The organism is Flavobacterium sasangense DSM 21067, from assembly GCF_000686885.1.
GTDB classification, from domain to species: Bacteria; Bacteroidota; Bacteroidia; order Flavobacteriales; family Flavobacteriaceae; genus Flavobacterium; species Flavobacterium sasangense.
In genome coordinates, this window is sequence record NZ_JMLU01000037.1 from 1 (window position 1) to 21,447 (window position 21,447).

Consider the following 21,447-nt stretch of genomic DNA (forward strand, 5'->3'; position numbering starts at 1 on the left):
GTGGGGTGTTGGGAATGAATTATAAGGTTTATTATGTAATAATAGCTTGGGAGTGGTTTTTGTGTGTTTTTAGCGTTTGTTTTTTGGATTGGGTGTAAGTGGATAAAAAAAGGCATTTTGTGCGCGAGGGGTTGGGAAAACGAAATGCCTTTTTTTATTGACTTACTGTGGGGAAAACAAGTGCTAAAAACACACAAAATACCACTAGTGCGGTGGGGAGCGTTGGACTGGGTGGGTGAAACTACTTCAGCGAAGCGTTCCTATCTAATTATTAATCTATTGATATGCACAAAAAATAAAACGTTTTGTTTAAGATACTTTTTGAGATTTGTTGTTTTTTGTTCTTTTATCAATAAAATCATCAACACAACCAAATTCTACCGCATCAAAGTAAAGTATCAGATTATCTACCTCATGCCAATGTTTTCTGGTTAGCACTAATTGGAAATTATCGATCATTATTTTTTTAAGTACTTCTCCTAAAGTAGTTTTTACTTCTAAACATGAACAATCTAAGCTATCTAACAAACTTAATCTTAATGCCAAATCTTTATTAATGGTCAGATGATTTGGAATTATTTGTTCTATACCTTCATTAAATTCATACTTTATAAGTGTTGCAATTTCGTTAGGATTTTCCTCTATTAAATTTTTTAAGCTAGATTCGTTATTGATTAATTTGGCAAATGAAGAACCGAATGAGCCAGTATTGTTATTGTATCTGTCTTCAGTTATTAGAATTTCAATTTCCATAAATTATTAAATTAATTAAGCCTAAAGATAAAAATATAATTGAAATTAGTGAAATGAAGCAAACAAAGAATTGATGCTAGGAATACTTGGACTAGGAGCGATTTTTGTGCAGCTGAATGAGATAATTAATCAACTTTGATACAATTATAAATTAAAATAAAAAGAAATATTATAATTCAATTAAATTCTCAACAGCTACTTGGGTAGCTATTGGTGTATAAATATCAGTCGTATTTTCAGGTGTTTCTATAGATACTATTAGAGAATAACGTAACTCAGAATCATGTTTCTCCTGTTTTTTCAATTGTTTCCACCATCCAGAAGCTAATGGAAATACTGCTAATTTATTGCATGAAGCTATTTCTACGGCTGAACCATTCCAATAATTACTATGTATCGATCCTTTAAAGACAGTATCAGCACCAAGAGCCCATCTACTACTGCCTGTATTTTTGTCATATTCACCTGAATCCAATTTATCTACACCTAAGTTCTCTTTTAAATTGTCTTGATTTTTTTTATTAGTCCTTATTTTAAAATTATCAAAATCTTCACCAGAATTTATTAGAGAGAATTTCAAAGCAGTTGATTGATATGCATATTTAGTTGTATAACCTCTATCCCCTGGATTTGGCTCAATGAAATATGATAAGGTTACTCTTAATGTAACATTTGTTTCCCCAAGACTTTCTAAAATTTCTTTAGGCCAAGGAAATTCATAATAATGGATTTCATTGGTTTTTATTTCACCTTCATCTAGTTTATAGGGTTTAATAATTTGTTCAGAAATGAATGTTAAATAATTCGATTTACATTCTATAGCCTTTTGAAGATTAGGAATACCATAACCTACAATTTTAAGTAATCTTAATACATCACCGACCTTATTAGTGTCGATTTGAAATTGAGCAATCATTTCTTCCGACCAACTTGCAGAGTGAATCATTAAAGCTCTCAAAGTTTCTTCCCAAGCATTTGGATATGAATCTCTGAGTTTTGCTAGAAAATAAGCTGCAAATGCAGTTGCTGCACTTGTTGCATTCAATGTTGTAAAATGATGTCTAATAGAATTTCTTGATGTTGTTAATACTTCTAAATCATCATGGCCTTCAACATCACCATTTTCTAGACGAATTAAATTACCTCCTTCAAAAACAACTTCTGGCTTTATTGGCCAATTAGAATCCCAAGAACTTGAAGTAGTGCTGAATGGTGACAATTCAAACTTATTTGCAACAGTTGCTGCATCAGGTAATATTTTTTCAGTATAAGCTCCTATACTTATAGCATTCCATGATTGTGCTGGACTTTCAACAGAAAGATTTAAATTACTTACTGGATAATTTTTCCAATTATGTTCTCCTCGAACATTACCAGCGCTAACTAGAAATATTTTTTTATCGTTAATATCTTCTCCAAAAATAATACTATCTAAAACTGAAGAATATGCAGAAGGTTTTCCAAAATCTACCTGAAAATCAGTAGTAACCGCCATACAAAAAATCCTTTTTGCATTTGGATTGTTAATAATAGCTCTATTAACAGCTTCTAAAGTAATTAAAGGGTATTTATTTTGTTCATTTGGCAAATTAGGATGTAAAATTTTTACTGATTCTATTTGATGATGAATTTCAAGTGGTTTTTTATTTTCAAGAATAGCATTCAAGTTACCATAAATTGCAATACCTGCCATACTCGTTCCGTGTCCCATACTATCATTTACACCCCACCCTGGTTCTACTGTAAGTCTATTAACTTCATCTAAAATAGGCTCAATAAGTCTATGTCCATTATTTATACCTGAATCTAGAATTGAAATAAAATTATTAGTTTTTGTAAAATCTACTAAATTTAAAGCCTCTTCAATCCAATCGTTGTTTTCAGTTATGTTTTGATTCAGCCAAAAACTATTTAACTCTTCTGTTTTTCGTATTTCTGCAATTAATCCGAATGAAGTGATTAATTCACTCAACTGAGCATAATTCGCTTTAATAATTAATATTGATCTTTGAGGAAACTTTAAAATACTTTCTAAAATTTCAATATCAAAAAGTGCACAAACTCCCTTTAAATTAGGTATTATTGTTTCTATATTTAATCCTTCAGTAGCTAACCAAATTTCACACCATACTGCTTCTAATCGAGGTAAACTTTCAATTGGGCTACTCCATAAATTCTCAACAGATGTTCTGCTAATTACATCAATTTTTTCAACAAGTTCTTGATTTTGAGGTTTACCATTTTTATCTTCGTTACGGTAATTTTCGACTTTTTTAGTAAGTTTTTCCTTTTTATTTTCAGGGATATAAACTGTTGCTATTTGTTGATTCGTGTCTTTATCTGTATTGACATTTAATAAAATAGCGCCACTTGAATCTAATGATTCAATTTTTAAATTATTATTTTCAGCACTTTTAAAGGTTAAATATTCTCCATCTTTTACAGGTAAGCCTTTTTCTACTCTCAAACTTGCTTCTTGTGCATAGGCATCCCAAATTTGGGATAAAGAATGCAGTAAAGCATTAGCATGCTCGTTTCTATTTCTATCAGGTAAATTAACTTTTGAACCACCGCCAGATTGAGGGGTAGTAAAACTTTGTGAAGTATGGATGTTTTTTATAAAAAGGTGTGGCTTAAAATCCTCGCTCATAAATTATTATATCAAATGACTGGTTTTTCTATCTTTCATCATTTGTACTAATAACTTTTGAGTTACCAAATCTTTATCAGTCAAAATGATTTCCTTAAGAGCATCATTACAAGCATTTGTTATTTCTGCATGACTTAATCCATTTGCAGCATCAATAGCTGTTTTCAGAGAGAAATCACCAAGGAATTTGTGTAATTTCAATTTTATTAATTCTCCAATTTCTTCTTTGTTAGGCAAAGAATATGTAATAATATCGTCAAAACGTCTAAATAAAGCCGAATCTAGTATTTTAATGTTGTTTGTAGCACCAAAGATTATACTTTCTGATGAATCTTGTTCTATAAATTGAAGAAAAGAATTTAATACTCTACGCATTTCTCCAACTTCATTATCTCTTCCTCTTTCAGCACCAATAGCATCAAACTCATCAAACAAGTATACGCCTCTATTTGAAACCATCATATCAAAAATCTGTCTCAATTTTGAGGCTGTTTCCCCCATATATTTGGTCATTAATTTATCCATCATTACCACATAAAGAGGTAATTTTAGTTCTCCTGAAATGGCAGAAGCCGTTGCGGTTTTACCTGTTCCTGGAAGTCCTGACAACAATACTTTTCTACGGTTTTGTAATCCATGCTTTAGAATTTTGTCTCGTTCTCTGTACTCTCTAATAATTCGATTTAATTTATTTGAAACTTCATCGGAAAGTATCAATTCATTTAATCTGTTTTCAGGATAGTACACTAAAACTAAATCGCTTAAATCAGGATTAATCTTAATTACTTTAAAACCATCTGTTTTTGCACGATCAATCAAATCTTTTATCTCTTTTGCTATAGACATGTGACCTTGTCTCGCTTCATGCGCAGCTACTTGAAGTGCAATAGAAGTAAACCTCTCATTGTCGTTTTTATAATGAGATTGTAGTAAAGATTTTATTTGATCAGCTGTTGCCATAAAGCAAAAGTAATAAAAAAAGCTGTTTTTAAAGTAAAATATTGTTTTTCTTCTTATTTCTACAGCATTTTTATAGCACCAGACTTTAAATAAATTAATCTGTACAATTTGTTTTGTAATATAAAATGAAATTAACGAAATGAAGCAAACAAAGAATTGATGCTAGGAATACTTGGATACCGATAGTTATCGGCACAGGCTAGGAGCGATTTTTGTGCAGCTGAATGAGGTAATTTTACTAATGGTTTTTAAAAAAGAGATATTCCTTTTTGATATTCTGGACGTAAGCTTTCTTTTCTGTATTTTTCTAATTCGAATTCTAAATGTTCCTTCATGAAATCTTCTCCAAATTGTTCGTATACATTGAAGAATTTTATTGCAATTGTATTTAAATTATCTGTGGGAATACGTTCGTTTCTCTCATTACTTGCTTTCTTAAATGAAGAACATATCAATTGATAAATTTCAATAACTTTTTCATCATTTATTTTTTCTGTTGGAGCTGTGTTGTTATATTTTCCAATCTCTCTAAACCTTCTTACTACATTGCTATTTATGGTATCCTGGATAGATACAGGTTTCTCAGGTTTTCTTTTTAAAATATAATAACTTACAAAAAACAAAGGATAAATGATTGTCATAAGAATTCTCAATACAAAAATTAAAGAGTATTTATAAAACCAACTTTTGTTTATATTTTCTGTTAGAATGTGTTTTTGTTCAATAGATAAGTGTTTGGCTAATGGGCCAAATAAATTTGCTAAAATTCCAATTCCAAAATAAACTATGAAATATATCATATTAACGAGACTATAATTGAAATAATCACTAAAACAATAATTCCAAAACTTAATTTTTTATTGAAATCTAGTTCTTTTTTAAGCATTTCATTTTGTGTTATTGTATTTTTCTGTAAGTCAATCAGTGAATTTATATTTTTACTTGAACTATTTTCTAAATTAATAAAGCTACTTTCAATTGCTTCTTTTGATTTTTTTATGTCAGTATGAATGTTTATAACTTTTTCTTTAATATTATGATTAATAGCATTAAATTCTTTGAAGTTATGTAGTATCTCATTTTCTAGTTTATCAAATGAATTTTTTATTAATTTAGTATTGTCTTCTGTTTGTTTTTGTAATATTTTTCTTGTTTCGTCAATTCTATTACTATTTGATTCTGAAAGTAAATTTTTGAGAGTTTCAAATTCTTCAATATGATTTTTTGTCTCTTTTTTAAATTCATTCAGGGCAAGAATATATTTATTTTCTATCGAACTAAATGAATTTAATTTTTCTTCTATTTCGGTATCAATCTTAGTTTTAAATTCATTTAATTGTTCCATAAACAAACCAAATTCTTTCAAAACAGAAGTTGATATATTCGAATTTTCTTCAACTAATTCATTTATTTTTTTTAATCGCTCTAATTCAGAAATTAATATTTCAAATTGATTTTGAAGTTCAGATACAGTTTTCATAATTTAACAAATTTTATCGATTAAGTTTTTTAGTTTATAGTTTGTTCTGCTAATTAAAATTTCATTAGATAAATCTAATAGTAGTGGCTCTATTTCAGAATTAAAATCTAAAACTTTATCATTGAAAAGATCGATTAATGATTTTACTTGATCCCAAGTATCAATTTTAAGCATCCTTTTAAATCCTGAACGGTATAAATCTATTGCCTTAACTAACAACGGTTTTTCAGATATAATTTCAATTGAATCAAATTCTTTTAATTCTAATGCAAAAAGACTAAATGAAGTAAGTAAATCAATACTTGCATTTTCTTTCATGTTTATTCGTAAATTTTCGCAAGCACCTCTTAAATGCTTAGCATTATCAATTTGACCACCAAGACCATCAGGAGGATTGTCTATGTAGTTAATGTATTTCTTTACAATTTCACAATTTTCTAAGGTTCCTTTTTCAGTGTCAGCGGGTAAATAATCTGCTCTTGCGAATTTTGAAGTAAAATAACGAATCATTCTATCTCTAAATTCTCTTTCACCATCAGATAGATATATTTCACATAATTCTCTCATGTAATCGATAGATCTTTTTCGTTTAGTTGAAATTTCACTTTCAATAAATTCAATCATTGTGTATAATACTTTTTTGAGAATTGAATTTTCTTTTATTCTAGAAATTTTACTCAACCATTTCTTGGAAGTTTCTATACCTAGATATCTTCTTAGATAACTTTGAAAATTTGTTTTGTATTCTTTTTCCTTTTTAGCTCTAAATCTTACTTCTATGAACCTACCTACATAATCAATTACATAATCATCAATTATACCTAAGATGTTTAATCTGTATATAGCACGTTGTGTATCTTGTGAATTTCTAATTTTATTAAAATTATCTTTTAAAAAGACAATAGTATCAGGATTAGGTGTGAAATTGTTTTTTTCAACACCATACTTATTGATTTGAAATTTATAATATTGATATCTTAAACTTTCTACAAAATCTGTTTCGTTTGTACTAAAATTATAAGCAGCTCTTATAATACGTTCTTCAAAATCTTCATAACCAACACTCTTAATTACTTCATTTATTTTAGATACAGCACTATTAGTAAAACCAATTTTTAATTTATATTCATCTTTTAATCCACTCTCTATTAAACTATTAATCCCATCAACAGACTTTGTTTTAAGCCAATCTAAAGCATTTTTACCATCACATTCTTTTCTGATTATTTCACGAATGTAATTTAAAATTTCTGTGGATTTGCTCTCATCAATATTTTCTCTCCAATTATCATAATGTCTTAAATCATCATGATGAAGATCTATTTTACCAATTCTTATTTTACTATTATATGGTCCAAACACATTAAGATATCTATCATTCCATAGACTTATAGTACCAATTATTGGATACTTTTCTTTAGCATGTCTATTGAGAACGTTTACAAAGAAACCATCTTCATATTCTACTTCATCTAAAAGTTCATTCATTATTATTTTTTCCCTTTGTATGCCTTTAAAAGCATTTTGATAAAAATCATAATTGGTTTCAATATCAGCAGGATGATAAACAATTGAACATAGAGAGGGTTTACCATCACGACCAGCGCGACCAGCTTCTTGGTAAAAACTTTCTACAGAATTTGGAAATGAATAGTGAATTGTATACCTAATGTTAGGTTTATCAATACCCATACCAAAAGCTTTTGTAGCTATCATTAAATTTGCTTTATTTTTGATAAAGTCATCTTGATTTTTAAATGAATTTTCAGCATTTTCTTCAACAACATTGTCTAACACAACGTCATCGTCACCACTACCAAAAAAAGTTCTAATTTCCAAAAAAGGTAATTTAGAAAGACCGTTACCATTATTGTTTCTACCATGTGTTAAATGTAAAACTCCATTAGGAAGTTTAATCGATTTGGTAGGACAGAAAATGACACCTGCATTTTCATATTCACCATTTATTTTTTCAAAGAAATTATTATTTGAATTTAAGTAGCCATATTTTTTTTCTACTAAACTTATTTTATGAGGTAGTTCAGTAATAAATTTTTTAATAATTGGGTATTTTAATGAACCTAGTTGTGTTTCTCTAATGTTATAGCCCAAACCTTGTTCTACATTGCTACTGATTGGAATAATGTTAAAATTAAGTTCTTTACGATCTATTGCTTCTGCTGGTAAACTAACAATTGCATCTTCCTTTAAATCTAATTCTCTTTGAACATCAGCTAAAACATCAAATGAAGCTGTTGCAGTTAATCCAAATAATGTTAATTTACCTTTTTTTGTACTACAATGATTTTTAAGATTTTTTGCTAGATTCAAATATACATGTCTAAAATCATGGCCCCATTCAGATACACAATGTGCCTCATCTATCACTGCATAACTAAAATATATATTTGTATTTTTACAATTTGATAAATATGTTCTAAAGTTTTCCATTTGAAAACGTTCAGGAGAAACAAAAATGAATTGATATTTGCCATCAGTTAATTTTTCGAGCTTAACTTCTCTTTCTTCTTTACTATCAAATGAATTTATATAAGCGGTGTTTGAAATACCATTATCTATAAGTTTATCAAACTGATCTTTCATTAAAGAATTAATAGGATCTACCACAATAGTTACACCAGGATGTAAAATACCACAGATTTGAAATGTCAAAGATTTACCACCACCAGTAGGTAAAAGGCCGATAACGTCTTCATTAATTAGTGCTCTATTAATTATTGCTTCTTGACCTGGTTTAAATTTTGATTTTCTAAAAATATTATTTAAAAAATACTTTAAAGCATATTGTTGTTTTAAATCATCATATTCAAAATTATGAATTTCTTTTTTTTCACCATTTTCAATCTCAATCTCAGATATTTTAATTTGTCCTAACTTCTTGTATCTAATACTTCTGTCTGTTAGAATTGAGAAGTGAAGATTTACATCTTCTTCATATATAAATGGCTTATGAATAATGCCATTTACATCATTATTTTCGGAAGATATTGAAATAATATTTTGATCAGATTCATTATCTAAAAGTTGTATTTTTTCTTCTGATTCATCTACTAAATCATTTAAAGCAATAAAAAGATTATTCAGATCGTCAAATATTATTTTCTTATCTTCTGTTGATAATTCTTTTAAATCAAACTTTGTGTTGTTTCCAAATGCCATCAATGATAATAAAATGGTTTTTTGGATTTGGGCAAACAGAATACTTTTTTTTAGTAGTTTATAGATTAAAAAAAATGATTTGCCAAATTCGGATGCAGTTTGTTCATTTAAAACAGGAAATTCATTTAAAAACAATTTTAAATCTTTGGAATCAAAATCATTTAAAATAAATTTACTTAACTTAACTTCATTAGATGAATAAAATATGTTGTTCTCTACTGGAAAAATATTTTCAATTAGATATGAAGAAATTTTTAATGAAGCTCTTGTACTTTCTCCTCTGTTTATAATATTCCAAGCTACTTTTAATAATGGGTTTACTTTATCAAAATCTATATACTTTGGCATATTTTTTAAAGAAAAAGTAGAATTTTTTTCAAAGAAATCTTTCAACTCTTCTGCACTAATATGTTCTAAAATAAATTCATTTATTTCATCTATGAAGTATGCACCTTTTAATATTATCATAGTTAAGTTTTATTTTTATCTATTTCAAAAATCTTCACTTTAAAAAAAATTAAATTCCTCTCAATAAACTATTTTACATATTAAGCAATAAATTAAATTTTATTTATATGTTCAACTAGCTAAAACATTTATGTATACAAATACTTTTGAAACTCTATAAAATTATTTCTGATGGTTTTTAAATCTCCAAGGATTGGTTTTGCATCAGCGATTGTTTTATATTTTAGTTGAAGGAATGTTCCTAATTTTTCATCGTCTAGTTCGTAAACGCCGTTTAGTATGTATTGGTTTAATACAAATTCTAAAAATTCTTGGTGGTTGGCATTTAACTCTTTGAAATGTTCTCTCATTTTAGCAGCTCTTTGTTCTCTTTCCAGAATTTCTGATTGGTATGCTACATAAGATAATACGTCGTATATGTCACTGTTTTCTGCATGCAGTATTTTTTGAAACTCTGACAGTTGCTCTTTTGTAAATCCTTTTTCAGAAAGTCGTTCTAACAAACTTTTTCTAGTTGCCGGAACACTCCATTGTGTTTTTAAATCTTCTTCTGAATTGAATAAATCAGGAATTGAACCGTATAGTGTTTTTAAGAATTCTGTTGCTGTAATGGGTTTACCATCTGGACTCCAAAAAGTAGTAGTTGTCATAGATTGTAACTGACGTACTTTTCCATCTGATAATACTACTTCGATTATTTCTTTTTGATTGTCGCATCGGCAATCGATATAGCCGCACATTTCACATGGCTCTTTATCTGGTTTTGGACAAATGCATGGTTTTTGACCGCAAACTGAACATTCTTTTAATGGGCCTCTAGGTTCTTTTGGTTCTGGTTCTATTGGTTCGCCATCCCAAGCTGGGTCATTGAAATGTTTGTAGGCTTTTACAAAATCGTAAATAGTGAAGTAATCTTTACCCTCGAACAAACGCGTACCACGCCCTACAATTTGCTTGAACTCAATCATAGAGTTAACCGGTCGCATTAAAACAATATTGCGAATTTCGGGAGCATCTACACCTGTACTTAACTTTTGTGATGTTGTAAGGATTGTAGGTATCGATTTTTCATTGTCTTGGAAATCTCTTAAATGTTTTTCTCCAATTTCACCATCGTTTGCTGTTACTCTTTGACAATAATTAGGGTTTTTACTTTCGCAGTGTTGGTTGATTAAATCTCTTACCGCTAAAGCATGGTCTTGTGTAGCACAGAAGACTAAGGTTTTTTGATTTTGATTGATCATTTTCAAAAATTCCTTAACTCGGTATTCTTCTCTGGCTTTTATTGTTATGATTTTGTTGAAATCGCTTTCTGTATATTCTCTTCCTTCTTCGACCATTCCTGATATTACATCATCATCTGAAGTGAATTGGTATTCATCGATATTGGTTTGAATTTGTTTTACTCGGAATGGTGTTAAGAAACCATCGTTGATTCCTTCTTTTAATGAATACACTGAAACGGGTTCGCCAAAGTATTTATAGGTATCGCCGTTTACATCGCGTTTTGGTGTAGCTGTTAATCCTAATTGGGTTGCAGGTTCAAAATATTCTAAAATAGCTCTCCAGGTACTTTCGTCATTAGCACCACCACGGTGACATTCGTCTACAATAATAAAGTCGAAGAAGTCTTTTGGATATTGACCGAAATTTGGTTCTTCTCCTGACATGAAGGTTTGGAAAATGGTAAAAAAGATACTTCCGTTTGTTGGTACTTTTCCTTTTTTACTAATTTCTGAAGGTTTGATACGAACTAAGGCATCATCTTCAAAAGCACCGAAAGCATTAAAGGCTTGGTCAGCTAAAATGTTTCTATCGGCAAGGAATAAAATTCTTGGACTACGGATTCCATCTTTGTTGATGTTCCATTTGGCTTGGAATAATTTCCATGCAATTTGAAAAGCTACGGCTGTTTTACCTGTACCGGTTGCTAATGTGATTAATATTTTCTTTTGGTCGTTTGCGACCGCTTTTAATACTTTATTGATGGCATTTTGTTGGTAATATCGTAGTTCCCAACTTCCTCCTTTGGTTTCGAAGGGTACATTAAAAAAGCGTTGTTCCCAATTAAAGGCTTCTTGGTTTTTCTTTTGTTCTACTGCATACAACTTTTCCCATAACTGTTCTGGAGTAGGTACTTCTGTAATGTCGCCTTCATTTCCTTGAAGGTCTGCCATGTAATATTTTACACCATTAGTACAAATAGCATATCTCAAATTTAAACGAGTAGCGTAATCTTTAGCTTGTGCCAATCCTTCGGTATAGTAGCTGCCTTCTGCTTTTGCTTCTAAAACGGCTACATTACGATTATTGAATTGCAAAATATAATCTGCTTTATCAGGCATGGCACGCTTGCCATTTCCAATAAGGCGCCCTTTTGTAATGGGATATTCTCTGCGAATTCTACTTTCAGGAACAATTGCCCAACCTTGTTGTTGCAAGTGTGGGTCAATTAATTCGGCACGGGTTTCGGATTCGTTTCTCATTTTTACTTGATTAATTTGAAACTTATTTTATACTTATAAAACTCTATATTTTGTGTAACTGATAAAGCTCTTTTTATTCTAATATCGTCTTCTAAACCTATTATTACACCTTTAACTTTTTGTCCTGGTTCGGCTAGTTCTTCTTTTACAAACCCCATATATCGCTGAATTTGTCCTACCACATTATCACTTACTCTACCTTTTTTTAATTCGACCACCAAAAGTTCTTTTTTATCTTTACTGATTGCTAATATGTCTAATGGACCAGTATCACTTGGAAATTGTTGTCCTATTAATTCACCGTCTTCTTCATAAATATCATATTTCTTACCTAGTTCCGTTGATTTCCAGTTTTGAACTAGAAAATCTTCTAGATGCTTTTCTAATACAAATGAAGTTGTATCTTCAATTGTACTATCTGTCGATATAATTACAGGTTTGTTAATATTACCAATTAAACTTTCTATTTCATCAGCATATTGAGTAATGTTTGCAGATGTACCTGTTGATCCTGTAGAATTTTTCAATGACTGAGACATTGCAGCTCTTTCAATCAAAATAGGATACCATTTTACCTGTCTACGATGTTGCAAGTTTTCACTTGGATGATAGCTATAACTTGAGGCTACTTCTCCGACATAATAATTACCATTACCATCAGGACAAAGAACGATATCACCAATTTGATATCCTTTCGATATTGTCCATAACATTCCGCATGCTAAACCTGCAGCAACTTTAGTTTTATCAGGATGAGATTGTAACCAAATATCACGAAATTTTTCATTAAAATCACGCCAATTATCTGTTAGTTCGTTGGTTAAATCTTGATTTATACCATAATCAGCTCCTATGAAACCATTGTCATAACATTCTTTTGCAAATTTACTTTTAGCACCTAATATTACTCTATAATAGTTCTTCATCTGTTTTAAATAATAATTAAACTAACTCCCCTTTAAACGCTTTCTCTAAAATACTTTTCTTCAACTCATCTAGGTTTTTTAGTTTTTGTTGATATTTGGTTACTAATAAATTGGTTTGTTCTTGTAAATTAACTAACCTTGACACTATATTCCTTTGTTCAATTATGTTTGGATAAAAAATTTGAATTTGCTCTATTTGATTTTTATTTATTGAATTAAATACAGCACCACTGTTCCCTGTTAATTGATTTTCAATATTTTTAAAATAAAAAAATAAAAAATCTTTATCAAAATTTTCTTTAACTCTAATAGATGCTAATCCTCTTCCTATACAGCATTTTTGAGTTGCAAAATTTATAGGACCAACCGGAGCTCGAACTGACATTAAAACATCACCTTCTAAAGCTTCTTTCGTAATTTTTTCTGTCCAAACTTTTGGTTCACCAATGAGTTTTTCGGTAAATTCTTTTTTTCCTTGATAAAATGGTAATCCAATTCCTTTATCATTATAATATTTGCCTTCGGGAGATTGACCAGCAGTTACTAATGCAACATCTTTTATTTTCTTTTCCACCCAACCCTCACCTTTTTCAGAAAAAATTTGATTTAATTTTGATTGAAACAACTCTTTCGCGTTGGCGATGTTTTTTTCGATGTTGGCTTTGGCTTGGTCTATGGCTGCAAAAGCTTGGTCGAGTTTGGCTACTATGGTTTTTTGTTCTTCGAGAGGTGGGATTGGGATTTCTACCAAACCAAGGTTTTTTCTACTTATTCTACTTCGTGTAGTTCCTGTAACTCTCGCATCAACATCTTTCAAATAACTATTTGACATTTGAAAATATCTCAAAAATTCAGGTTTTAAAAAATCTTTAGTTCTAATTATTGTACAATCAACTCCTGTTATCATTTTAATTTTTAAATCAGGTATTATACAAGATTTACCAACAGGGTCAGGTAATCTAGAAACTAATAAATCACCAGGTAAAATCTCAGTACATTTCAATCTAACAAATGTTTCTTCAGAAATAAATCTAGATTTATCCTCTTTATCTTTAAAAAAACCAAAACCAATATTTCCTGTTTGTACCAATCTTATGCCAGATGGGGATTGATCTTTACTTTCAATCCAATTACCATCGTCAAAAACTTTACATGAATTTTTTAATAATTCAATTTTCCAACCTTTTTTCATAAGTTTTTGTTCCATTTTATTTAAACCAACTCATTTAAAGTTCCTAAAATCTCATTCGTTTCCTCATCTAAGGTTTGCATTTCTTCTAAGATTAATGCAGGTTCACGTAGAGGTGCTTCTTCTGGTTTGTTGGGGTTTTTAACGGATAAGTCGTAATTAGACACTTCGACTTCGCTCAGTGTGACATTCCAAGATTTTTCGGTTTCGGGTTTTGTAGCTAGTAAGTCTATAAACTCTTTTAAATCGTTATCGTTTAAAGGGTTGGTTTTTCCCATGTTTCTACCGGCATCAAACTGATAGTACCAAATGTTTTTTGTGGGTTCGCCTTTGGTAAAAAACAACACTACTGTTTTAACTCCTGCCCCTAAGAACGTTCCTTGAGGCATGTCGAGAATGGTGTGTAAATTACAGGTTTCTAATAAGTGTTGGCGTAAAGCTACTGAAGCATTATCGGTATTACTTAAAAACGTGTTTTTAATGACTACCGCTGCACGACCGCCAGCTTTTAATGACTTAATAAAATGTTGCATGAACAAGAAGGCTGTTTCTCCTGTTTTGATGTCGAAGTTTTGTTGCACCTCGATACGTTCTTTTCCGCCAAATGGTGGATTAGCCAAGATAATATCGTAACGGTCTTTTTCTTGAATGTCGCGTATGTTTTCGCCAAGGGTATTGGTGTGCACAATGTTTGGTGCTTCGATGCCATGCAAAATCATGTTCATCGTTCCAATGATATAGGCTAAGTTTTTCTTTTCTTTTCCGAAGAAAGTATTGTCTTGCAACTGCTCTAAATTGGCAGCTGTTTTTTCCATTTTTTCATATAAATACTCGTACGCTTCACACAAGAAACCTGCAGAACCACAGGCAGGATCGTATATTTTTTCTCCAATTTTCGGGTTCATTACTTTTATCATCGCACGAATCAATGGTCGTGGTGTATAATATTGTCCACCATTACGACCGGCATTGCCCATGTTTTTAATCTTGGTTTCATACAAATGCGATAGTTCGTGTTTGTCTACACTGGTTCCAAATGGTAAACCGTCGACCATGTTGATGATTTCACGCATGTTATACCCCGATTTGATTTTGTTACTCAGCTCGGAGAAGATTTCACCAATTTTATATTCGATGGTTTTTGGATTATCGATGTGTTTTTCTTTGAAACTTGCTAGGTATGGGAATAATTCGAATTCTACAAATTTCACTAAATCGGGTCCGATTAGTGCTTTGTGGATGTCGATTTCCCCTTTTTCATTTTTAGGAGCTGCCCAATTTTCCCATTGGAATTTTGGTTCTAGGATTGGTGTATAGTTTTTTCCTTCTAGTATGGCTTCGTCTTCTCGGTTTTTGTCAAAACTATCTAAGTATCTTAAAAACAATACCCAAGAGGTTTGCTCGATGTAATCGATTTCTGAATCTGCTCCTGAATCTTTATATAGTAAGTCGTCAATGTTTTTGAATGTTTGCTCGAAATTGGCCATTGTATTTTTGTAAGTTTATTAATTGGTAAATATAGTGAAAAGCGTTAGAAAGAAAAATGAGGAAAACCGTATTTCCGTTAAAAATGATGAAAAATAAAGCAAAATTATGCAGGGTGTAGGGTGTAGGGAAAAAACGTGTAAAAGATTTTTATTTTTTCAGAAATAAAAAAAACGGATTTATTTGAGGAATTGGGTGCAAACTTCACGTTACAGTTTATTGATTTGCTTTTGATTGTGCTGATGTTGCTAGAAAATTTGAAAAGTAAAAAAACAAAAAATGTTTGTGTGGAAATTTGGTTACACCCCTTACACCCTTTTTTTAGTGTTCAGTTTTCGGTGGTCAGTTGACAGAAAAAAAAGTGGCAACTTGCGTTTACCACTTTTGATTTTTTTGAGTTTATATTTCGGATTGTCGGTTGGTTTGATCTACTTCTTCGTAGGTAAATTCTTTTACTGCGTAGACTGGACTTCCTTTTCGCATTAGTCTTGTGAAATTGTGTTTTTTTAAAGCTTTTCCGATTTTGTTTATTGTTCCGTCGTTAATAGTGATTTTTGCTCTTTCGGCTAGTTTTGCTGCTATTTGTGAGGCGTTTAGGTAATGAGTGGCATTTTCTCTATCACAAGGTTCAAACCATGTTAAAAGCAATTCTTCTTCTGGGCTTCGTAGTTGGTATTGTTCGTTGTTTTCGGTGATGTTTTTGATTTCTTCTTGGTCGAACCAATGTCTGAATCCTGTTTTAAATAAATACAAGGCTTGTGATAATACATTGTCAATATTGATTTCGTGTTGGTATTGGATGTTTTCTACTTCAAAACAAAGGAATCTTCTGCTACCTGTACTGTCGTTTAAGAATTGTGCTGTGTTGACACTTCCGGCAAATGATGCGCGTCTTGGCATGGTTTCGTTGTTGTGTCCGTAGGCTTTTCTCATTCTGATTTGTGTCTTTGTGATGATTTCTTTTAAGCTTCCAATTTCGGAACGGTTTAGGTTTTCTAATTCGTCCAGGTTGATTAACATACATTCTGAAAGCTGCACTAAAGTGTCTTTGTTGTTTGGGTTTATGGTTCCAGAGAACAAATACTCTTTTAATTTTCTAGGTACTAGTTTTTCTACCCAAGTGGTTTTTCCTAATCCTTGTTTTCCACTGAATACAATTACGGTGTGATTGATTACTTTGTCATCCAATACACAACCTACCATTGCTACCATCCATTTCCTAAAACACTCTTGCCAAAGTTCTTGTTTTGTAGTGGTTATGGTGTTTGCCAATTCTAAAATATAGTCTGTTTTTTCATCATACGATGGTAAATTATAGAAGTAATCTTCGAATGGATTGTATAATTCACAGAAATCGGAATACAATAGGTTTCGCAAAGAAGAAAGGTTTGTTTTGATTCTTCCTTTTAAACATTCGCGAAGCATTGAGTTTTCTATGAAGTCGTTCATTACGTGCCATTTCTTTTTACCGAAATATTGAAACTCTAACTTTCCAGAAACCATGTTGTGCCGAAATACATATCTTGTTGATAGGAATAGTTCTAAGCGGTCTATTTGTGTTGGTTTTGGTTTGTCTTCGTCGTCGTCTTCATAGAAGTCGCCTCTCGACTCCGCTCGAGGTGACAGGTTTTGATTGTCTGATTTTTTTATGTTGTTTTTAGTGTTTCTGTTCTTTTCAAAGTTTTCATCTTTGCCAAATTCGTGAATGTTTCCGTAGGCGCTGTGAACGGTTTGTGTTACTTCTTTTTCGTCATAGCCAAAGTCTGTTAGTATGAAGCTTAGAGCTTCGTTTAATGATATGCCTTTTCGGTTTAGGTTGCACGCGAGTTGGTGTACGAATACGTTTCGGCTACCTGTCGCGTATTGCACTTTTTTTTCGGTGAAGCGGATGCAGTGGTTGTAGATGGCTTCGCTGTTTTGTGTTGTCGGTTGTTGGTTGTCGGTTTGTCGCACTTCGACAGGCTCAGTGTGACTAGATTGGTTTGAGACTGTTCCGCTCAAACTCATCTCGCCCCTCGACTCCGCTCGGGATGACAGCATTTCATTTTGCTCTTTTGTGACAAATGTTTTTGCAGCTTCGTTTTGATAGAGGTTATCGTCGAATGAGTAGAAACATAGTCTAGTTATGTCTTTTCCGGATTTGTCTATTTCATGGTTTAATAGGGTTTCATAGTGTTTTTGGATGGCTAAAAAGGTTTCTTTGTGGTCTTCTTTTGTGGTGTTTACTTTTACTAAAATCTTTAATCCATTGCCTGATGGACTTATGAAACTTGAATAGGTGTATTCGGATTGATTGGCTTTATGTTTTGCGTTTTGTAAATCGGTTTGACTTAATTTATCGATGTCTAGGATAATGAAATTGGAGTATGCTTCCAGAAATTCCATTTTTCTTCCACCTACAAATTTTCCTGAAGGTGTGAATGCAGGTAATGATTTTTTGGCTTTTTCATAGGCTTCTAGTTTGTTTTCGGCTAATGATTTACGCAAATAGGTTATCCCTGGTCTGTACTTTCCTGTTTTGATTTCGTGCAGGATTTCGGGGATTGTTTTGTGTTCTATTACTTCGTTGAAGTTTTTGAAGATTGTTATCATGTTTGAGTGAAAAGTGATTAGTGATTAGTGAAAAGTCTTAGTGGTTGTTCCTGTTTTACAGTCACATACCTCACATGTTCCGTTGCACTGTTTCATACTATTTTCCTTTGAATGATTTGTTGTAGTGTTCTTGTAGTAGTTTTTCAACGTCAGAAAGTTTGTAGTAGATTTTGCTTCCTACTTGACTGAATGAGATTTTGCCTTCGTCTCTCCAGGTTTGTGCTGTGCGTTTGGAGATTTTCATGAGCATGATGAACTCTTGATTGTCTAAGAAGGTTTCTTTCTTTGGGTCTGGCTTGGCGTTTAGTTGGCTTTGAATTGCATCTAATTTTGCCATTAAGTCGTTGTACTGGTCTTTTGTTAAAATAATTGCTTCCATTTTCGTAGTTTTTAAAAGTTTATGGAGCAAAATTGTGAAGTAAAAAAAAGTCCCTTAGTCCCAATCGGGTCCCAAGGGACTATTATTTTTTAGAGTAAGTTGTCGAGGTCTATTCGTTTGTGGGTCTTTGGTCGTTTATCGCCTCGTGATGGTTTGAGGATGGTTTCGACTGTTTGGGGACTTATTTCGTTGTTATCCTTATCGATGAAATTATTGACGATCATATTTACGATTTCGCCATTAGAAGCATCAATAAATGATTTTCCATCTACAAATAATTCGCGACTTAGTTGGTAGAATATGTCTACTAATTGGTTTAGATTTCCGTTGAATTTCAGTTTTTTAGTTGTTAGTTTTTTCTCCAGTTCTAGTTCTTTTTCCTTCTCAATTTCTGAACGCATTTTGCGAAGGGTTTGTAATTTTTCAATGAATTGAACGCATTGCTGGTCATAAGCTTGCAGCTTGTTGTTGATTGAAATGATGTCGGCTTGTTTGTATTCGAAAATTTCTTCGTTTAAAAACAAGATTTGATCATTGAACGATTCCATTTTTTCAACCTGATGTTTGATTTCAAAAAATGAAAAATAACGATCTTCCGATTCGGCATTGATTAACCTTTTTGGAGTTAATTGTTTGGTTTCTTTTACGCTCGAAGATTGCAGCTCTGTCCGTTTTTTCTCGATGATGTTGTACAATTTATTAAATCTACTCAATGCCTTTTGGCTAAAGAATAGTTCTTCATTGTTGGCTAATAATTTTTCGAATTTGTTTAACCAAGTGTTACCGTCTTGGGCAAGTTGGAGTTGGTAGTTTATGAATTCGGGTAGTTGGGATTGTGGAATTGTAAATACTTTTTCGAGTAAAGCAATACAATAGTTTTCCAGTGTGGGTTCCTGGTCGTGCGTAATGTCAAAAATAGAAGCTGCACTTTGTGCTGTGTCGATGGTTCTCCATTCTGAGAATAATGATTTTTTGATGTTTTGCCCTTTCAAGTTCACGTTTTTTGCCGGTGTTAAATTTGTTCATTATTTGTTATTTGGTTACACTTTTTCCAATGTCACGACTTGAAATGATATAGTTGCTTGAAGTTCAGGTATACTTCAAGTAATTTTCAATATGATTTTGGAAGTTTTTTACTATTTGGGATGCCTAAAATTAGAACAAATTCAGCACCTGTTTGCGTTGGTTTTCGTACAAGTTTTTAACAAAATTGCGAGGGCTTGTATTTGCTAGGGTTTTGGATTTCGAGAGTAAAAAAGCATAAAATTTACCTTCGAAAAAGAAAACGAGAGTAATTTTTTGAAGTAATTACTCTCGTTCTGTTTTAGTAGATGTAGTTGTCAACCGCTTTGTCTAATTCTTCTGAAATGATTTTAGCATATACTTGGGTTGTGCTGATATCTCGGTGGTCCATTAGTTTTGAAACGTGCTCTATTCGCATTCCGTTGTTTAAAGCATTGGTTGCAAAGGTATGGCGGCTTATATGAAATGTTACTTTTACTGGAATTTCTAATTTCTTTGCTATGCGCTGTAATTGAAAATTAGCTGCTTTATTGGCACTTTCTATAAAAGTATAACGGTATTCATCATTCTTTAAATAGAGCTCTTTATTTGTGATTACAGGGAATATAAAGTCATCTTGTTCTGCATTTTCCTTTTTGTATTTATTGATAATGTCTAATGCTAACTGACCAATTTTAAACTGATGCATTCTTCCTGTTTTGCGAATTACTTTTTGTATTCTTCTTTCTTCTTCATTGAAGTGTTTGACTTGAAATTCTAATACATCACTGAATCGTAATCCTCCTGCGAAAATTGAAAAGATAAACATATCGCGATATACACTCGCTTTTGATTTTTCATCTAGTTTATAATTGATAATCGCCTCGAATTGCTCTTTCTTTAAAAACTGTCTTCTGCTTGGGTCTTTCTTTAATTTCAACTTACTAAACGGATACATATATTCAGGAATTAAATCTTCTTTGATAGCTTCTTTGAACATAATTGCTAATATCATAATGGAATAACGTTGTGTTGTATTTCCGTTTTTTAGTTCGTTGCTTAGATAACTCATATAGTCCATTAATAATGAAACTGTAATGTCATCAAAATAAACCTCCTTGGTTCCTACCCATTTTTCGAACTTATCTAAATAGGCATGATAATTTTTATAGGTTGAAATGGAAACGTTGTTTCTGATTCGTTCACAATGTTTTCTGGAATACTCGAAGAAATTTGGTACTTCTTTTCCTTTTATGGCTTCTTTTAGTTTTTTAATGGAAACGGTTTTTACTTTTCGTTCCATGTCGGCAATTTGTCCTTCCGCATCGGCAATTTTTTGAGCAAGTGCAGCATTCATTCGCGCGCTATTAGGATAGCTTTTCTTAACTCTCTGCTTTGCTTCATCCCAATCACTTTCTTTAAGCTTGAGTCCGGCAGTGATAAATTTCGTTTTTCTATCTTTTATAATTCTAATGTACAAAGGGCTTTTACCTGTTTGATCTTTCTGATTGGTGCGTAGTATTAATTTTATAGATGCCATAATTATAGAATATTAGAAATGTTGTACTATATTTGTAAAGCGGTGCAAACGAGTGAAAGTATTGATTTTACTAGTGTTTCATTCTAGTGCAACGGAGTACTAAGGTACAACAATTGGTACAACAAATCAAGTATTTTGATGCTTTTTTATGCTTAAATTTGCTTTAGTATTTTTTATAAAGTCAATAAATACAGTACTTTAAGTGCAAAAGGGTACTTGCAGAATTATTATAGAGATAACAGCGGTTTGCTTCAATGGCTACTTCCGGATTTTCCTACGGAAAATCCGCTGCTGAATGGAATGTTTTGTTATATTTGTGATGGATTGGTGTTGATTCAACGCCACTGAGAGCAAGCC

General features: G+C 31.6%; 14 protein-coding genes. All 14 read right to left on the reverse strand.

What is annotated here, in order from left to right; all coding sequences use genetic code 11:
• Positions 1-309 precede the first annotated feature (309 nt).
• The 14 genes from BP92_RS0112625 to BP92_RS0112690 all read right to left on the reverse strand — a co-directional run bounded on the left by BP92_RS0112625 (position 310) and on the right by BP92_RS0112690 (position 21,090).
• Positions 310-753, reverse strand: a complete 444-nt coding sequence (locus BP92_RS0112625; RefSeq protein WP_026726383.1) for a hypothetical protein — start codon at positions 751-753, stop codon at positions 310-312.
• Positions 754-922: 169 nt separating this feature from the next.
• Positions 923-3,403 (reverse strand): S8 family peptidase, encoded by a 2,481-nt coding sequence (locus BP92_RS0112630; RefSeq protein WP_026726384.1) that lies wholly within the window; start codon positions 3,401-3,403, stop codon positions 923-925.
• 6 nt (positions 3,404-3,409) lie between these two features.
• Positions 3,410-4,363: an AAA family ATPase gene (locus tag BP92_RS0112635; protein WP_026726385.1), complete on the reverse strand. Its 954-nt coding sequence runs from the start codon at positions 4,361-4,363 to the stop codon at positions 3,410-3,412.
• Between the two features lie 248 nt (positions 4,364-4,611).
• Complete coding sequence (locus tag BP92_RS0112640) at positions 4,612-5,163, reverse strand: hypothetical protein (protein WP_026726386.1); 552 nt, start codon at positions 5,161-5,163, stop codon at positions 4,612-4,614.
• Positions 5,160-5,843, reverse strand: coding sequence for a hypothetical protein (locus BP92_RS0112645; protein ID WP_026726387.1), 684 nt, complete (start codon positions 5,841-5,843; stop codon positions 5,160-5,162). Before BP92_RS0112645 ends, BP92_RS0112640 begins: the two co-directional genes overlap by 4 nt.
• 3 nt (positions 5,844-5,846) lie before the next feature.
• Positions 5,847-9,491 carry a DEAD/DEAH box helicase gene (locus BP92_RS17505; RefSeq protein WP_026726388.1) on the reverse strand — a complete coding sequence of 1,215 codons (3,645 nt, stop codon included), beginning with the start codon at positions 9,489-9,491 and terminating at the stop codon, positions 5,847-5,849.
• A gap of 128 nt (positions 9,492-9,619) precedes the next feature.
• Complete coding sequence (hsdR, locus tag BP92_RS0112655; RefSeq protein ID WP_035693459.1) at positions 9,620-11,977, reverse strand: EcoAI/FtnUII family type I restriction enzme subunit R; 2,358 nt, start codon at positions 11,975-11,977, stop codon at positions 9,620-9,622.
• A gap of 2 nt (positions 11,978-11,979) precedes the next feature.
• Complete coding sequence (locus BP92_RS0112660) at positions 11,980-12,903, reverse strand: endonuclease NucS domain-containing protein (RefSeq protein WP_026726390.1); 924 nt, start codon at positions 12,901-12,903, stop codon at positions 11,980-11,982.
• A 16-nt stretch (positions 12,904-12,919) separates the two neighbouring features.
• Entirely contained in the window at positions 12,920-14,110 is a 1,191-nt protein-coding gene (locus tag BP92_RS16320) for a restriction endonuclease subunit S (RefSeq protein ID WP_051604478.1), read from the reverse strand.
• Positions 14,111-14,115: 5 nt separating this feature from the next.
• Entirely contained in the window at positions 14,116-15,579 is a 1,464-nt protein-coding gene (locus BP92_RS0112670) for a class I SAM-dependent DNA methyltransferase (RefSeq protein WP_026726391.1), read from the reverse strand.
• Positions 15,580-15,976: 397 nt separating this feature from the next.
• Positions 15,977-18,169: a VapE domain-containing protein gene (locus BP92_RS16325; RefSeq protein WP_035693461.1), complete on the reverse strand. Its 2,193-nt coding sequence runs from the start codon at positions 18,167-18,169 to the stop codon at positions 15,977-15,979.
• A gap of 97 nt (positions 18,170-18,266) precedes the next feature.
• The gene (locus tag BP92_RS0112680; RefSeq protein ID WP_026726392.1) at positions 18,267-18,548 is read right to left on the reverse strand and encodes a helix-turn-helix domain-containing protein; all 282 of its coding nucleotides are present in this window, start codon (positions 18,546-18,548) and stop codon (positions 18,267-18,269) included.
• Positions 18,549-18,637: 89 nt separating this feature from the next.
• Positions 18,638-19,540, reverse strand: a complete 903-nt coding sequence (locus BP92_RS0112685; protein WP_051604387.1) for a hypothetical protein — start codon at positions 19,538-19,540, stop codon at positions 18,638-18,640.
• 332 nt (positions 19,541-19,872) lie between these two features.
• Complete coding sequence (locus tag BP92_RS0112690) at positions 19,873-21,090, reverse strand: site-specific integrase (protein WP_026724923.1); 1,218 nt, start codon at positions 21,088-21,090, stop codon at positions 19,873-19,875.
• Positions 21,091-21,447 lie beyond the last annotated feature (357 nt).

Excerpts from the sequence above, each read along its gene's own strand:
- BP92_RS0112625 (WP_026726383.1), bottom strand. The coding sequence starts at position 753 with ATGGAAATTGAAATTCTAATAACTGAAGACAGATACAATAACAATACT.
- BP92_RS0112630 (WP_026726384.1), bottom strand. The coding sequence starts at position 3,403 with ATGAGCGAGGATTTTAAGCCACACCTTTTTATAAAAAACATCCATACT.
- BP92_RS0112635 (WP_026726385.1), bottom strand. The coding sequence starts at position 4,363 with ATGGCAACAGCTGATCAAATAAAATCTTTACTACAATCTCATTATAAA.
- BP92_RS0112640 (WP_026726386.1), bottom strand. The coding sequence starts at position 5,163 with ATGATATATTTCATAGTTTATTTTGGAATTGGAATTTTAGCAAATTTA.
- BP92_RS0112645 (WP_026726387.1), bottom strand. The coding sequence starts at position 5,843 with ATGAAAACTGTATCTGAACTTCAAAATCAATTTGAAATATTAATTTCT.
- BP92_RS17505 (WP_026726388.1), bottom strand. The coding sequence starts at position 9,491 with ATGATAATATTAAAAGGTGCATACTTCATAGATGAAATAAATGAATTT.
- hsdR (WP_035693459.1), bottom strand. The coding sequence starts at position 11,977 with ATGAGAAACGAATCCGAAACCCGTGCCGAATTAATTGACCCACACTTG.
- BP92_RS0112660 (WP_026726390.1), bottom strand. The coding sequence starts at position 12,903 with ATGAAGAACTATTATAGAGTAATATTAGGTGCTAAAAGTAAATTTGCA.
- BP92_RS16320 (WP_051604478.1), bottom strand. The coding sequence starts at position 14,110 with ATGGAACAAAAACTTATGAAAAAAGGTTGGAAAATTGAATTATTAAAA.
- BP92_RS0112670 (WP_026726391.1), bottom strand. The coding sequence starts at position 15,579 with ATGGCCAATTTCGAGCAAACATTCAAAAACATTGACGACTTACTATAT.
- BP92_RS16325 (WP_035693461.1), bottom strand. The coding sequence starts at position 18,169 with ATGATAACAATCTTCAAAAACTTCAACGAAGTAATAGAACACAAAACA.
- BP92_RS0112680 (WP_026726392.1), bottom strand. The coding sequence starts at position 18,548 with ATGGAAGCAATTATTTTAACAAAAGACCAGTACAACGACTTAATGGCA.
- BP92_RS0112690 (WP_026724923.1), bottom strand. The coding sequence starts at position 21,090 with ATGGCATCTATAAAATTAATACTACGCACCAATCAGAAAGATCAAACA.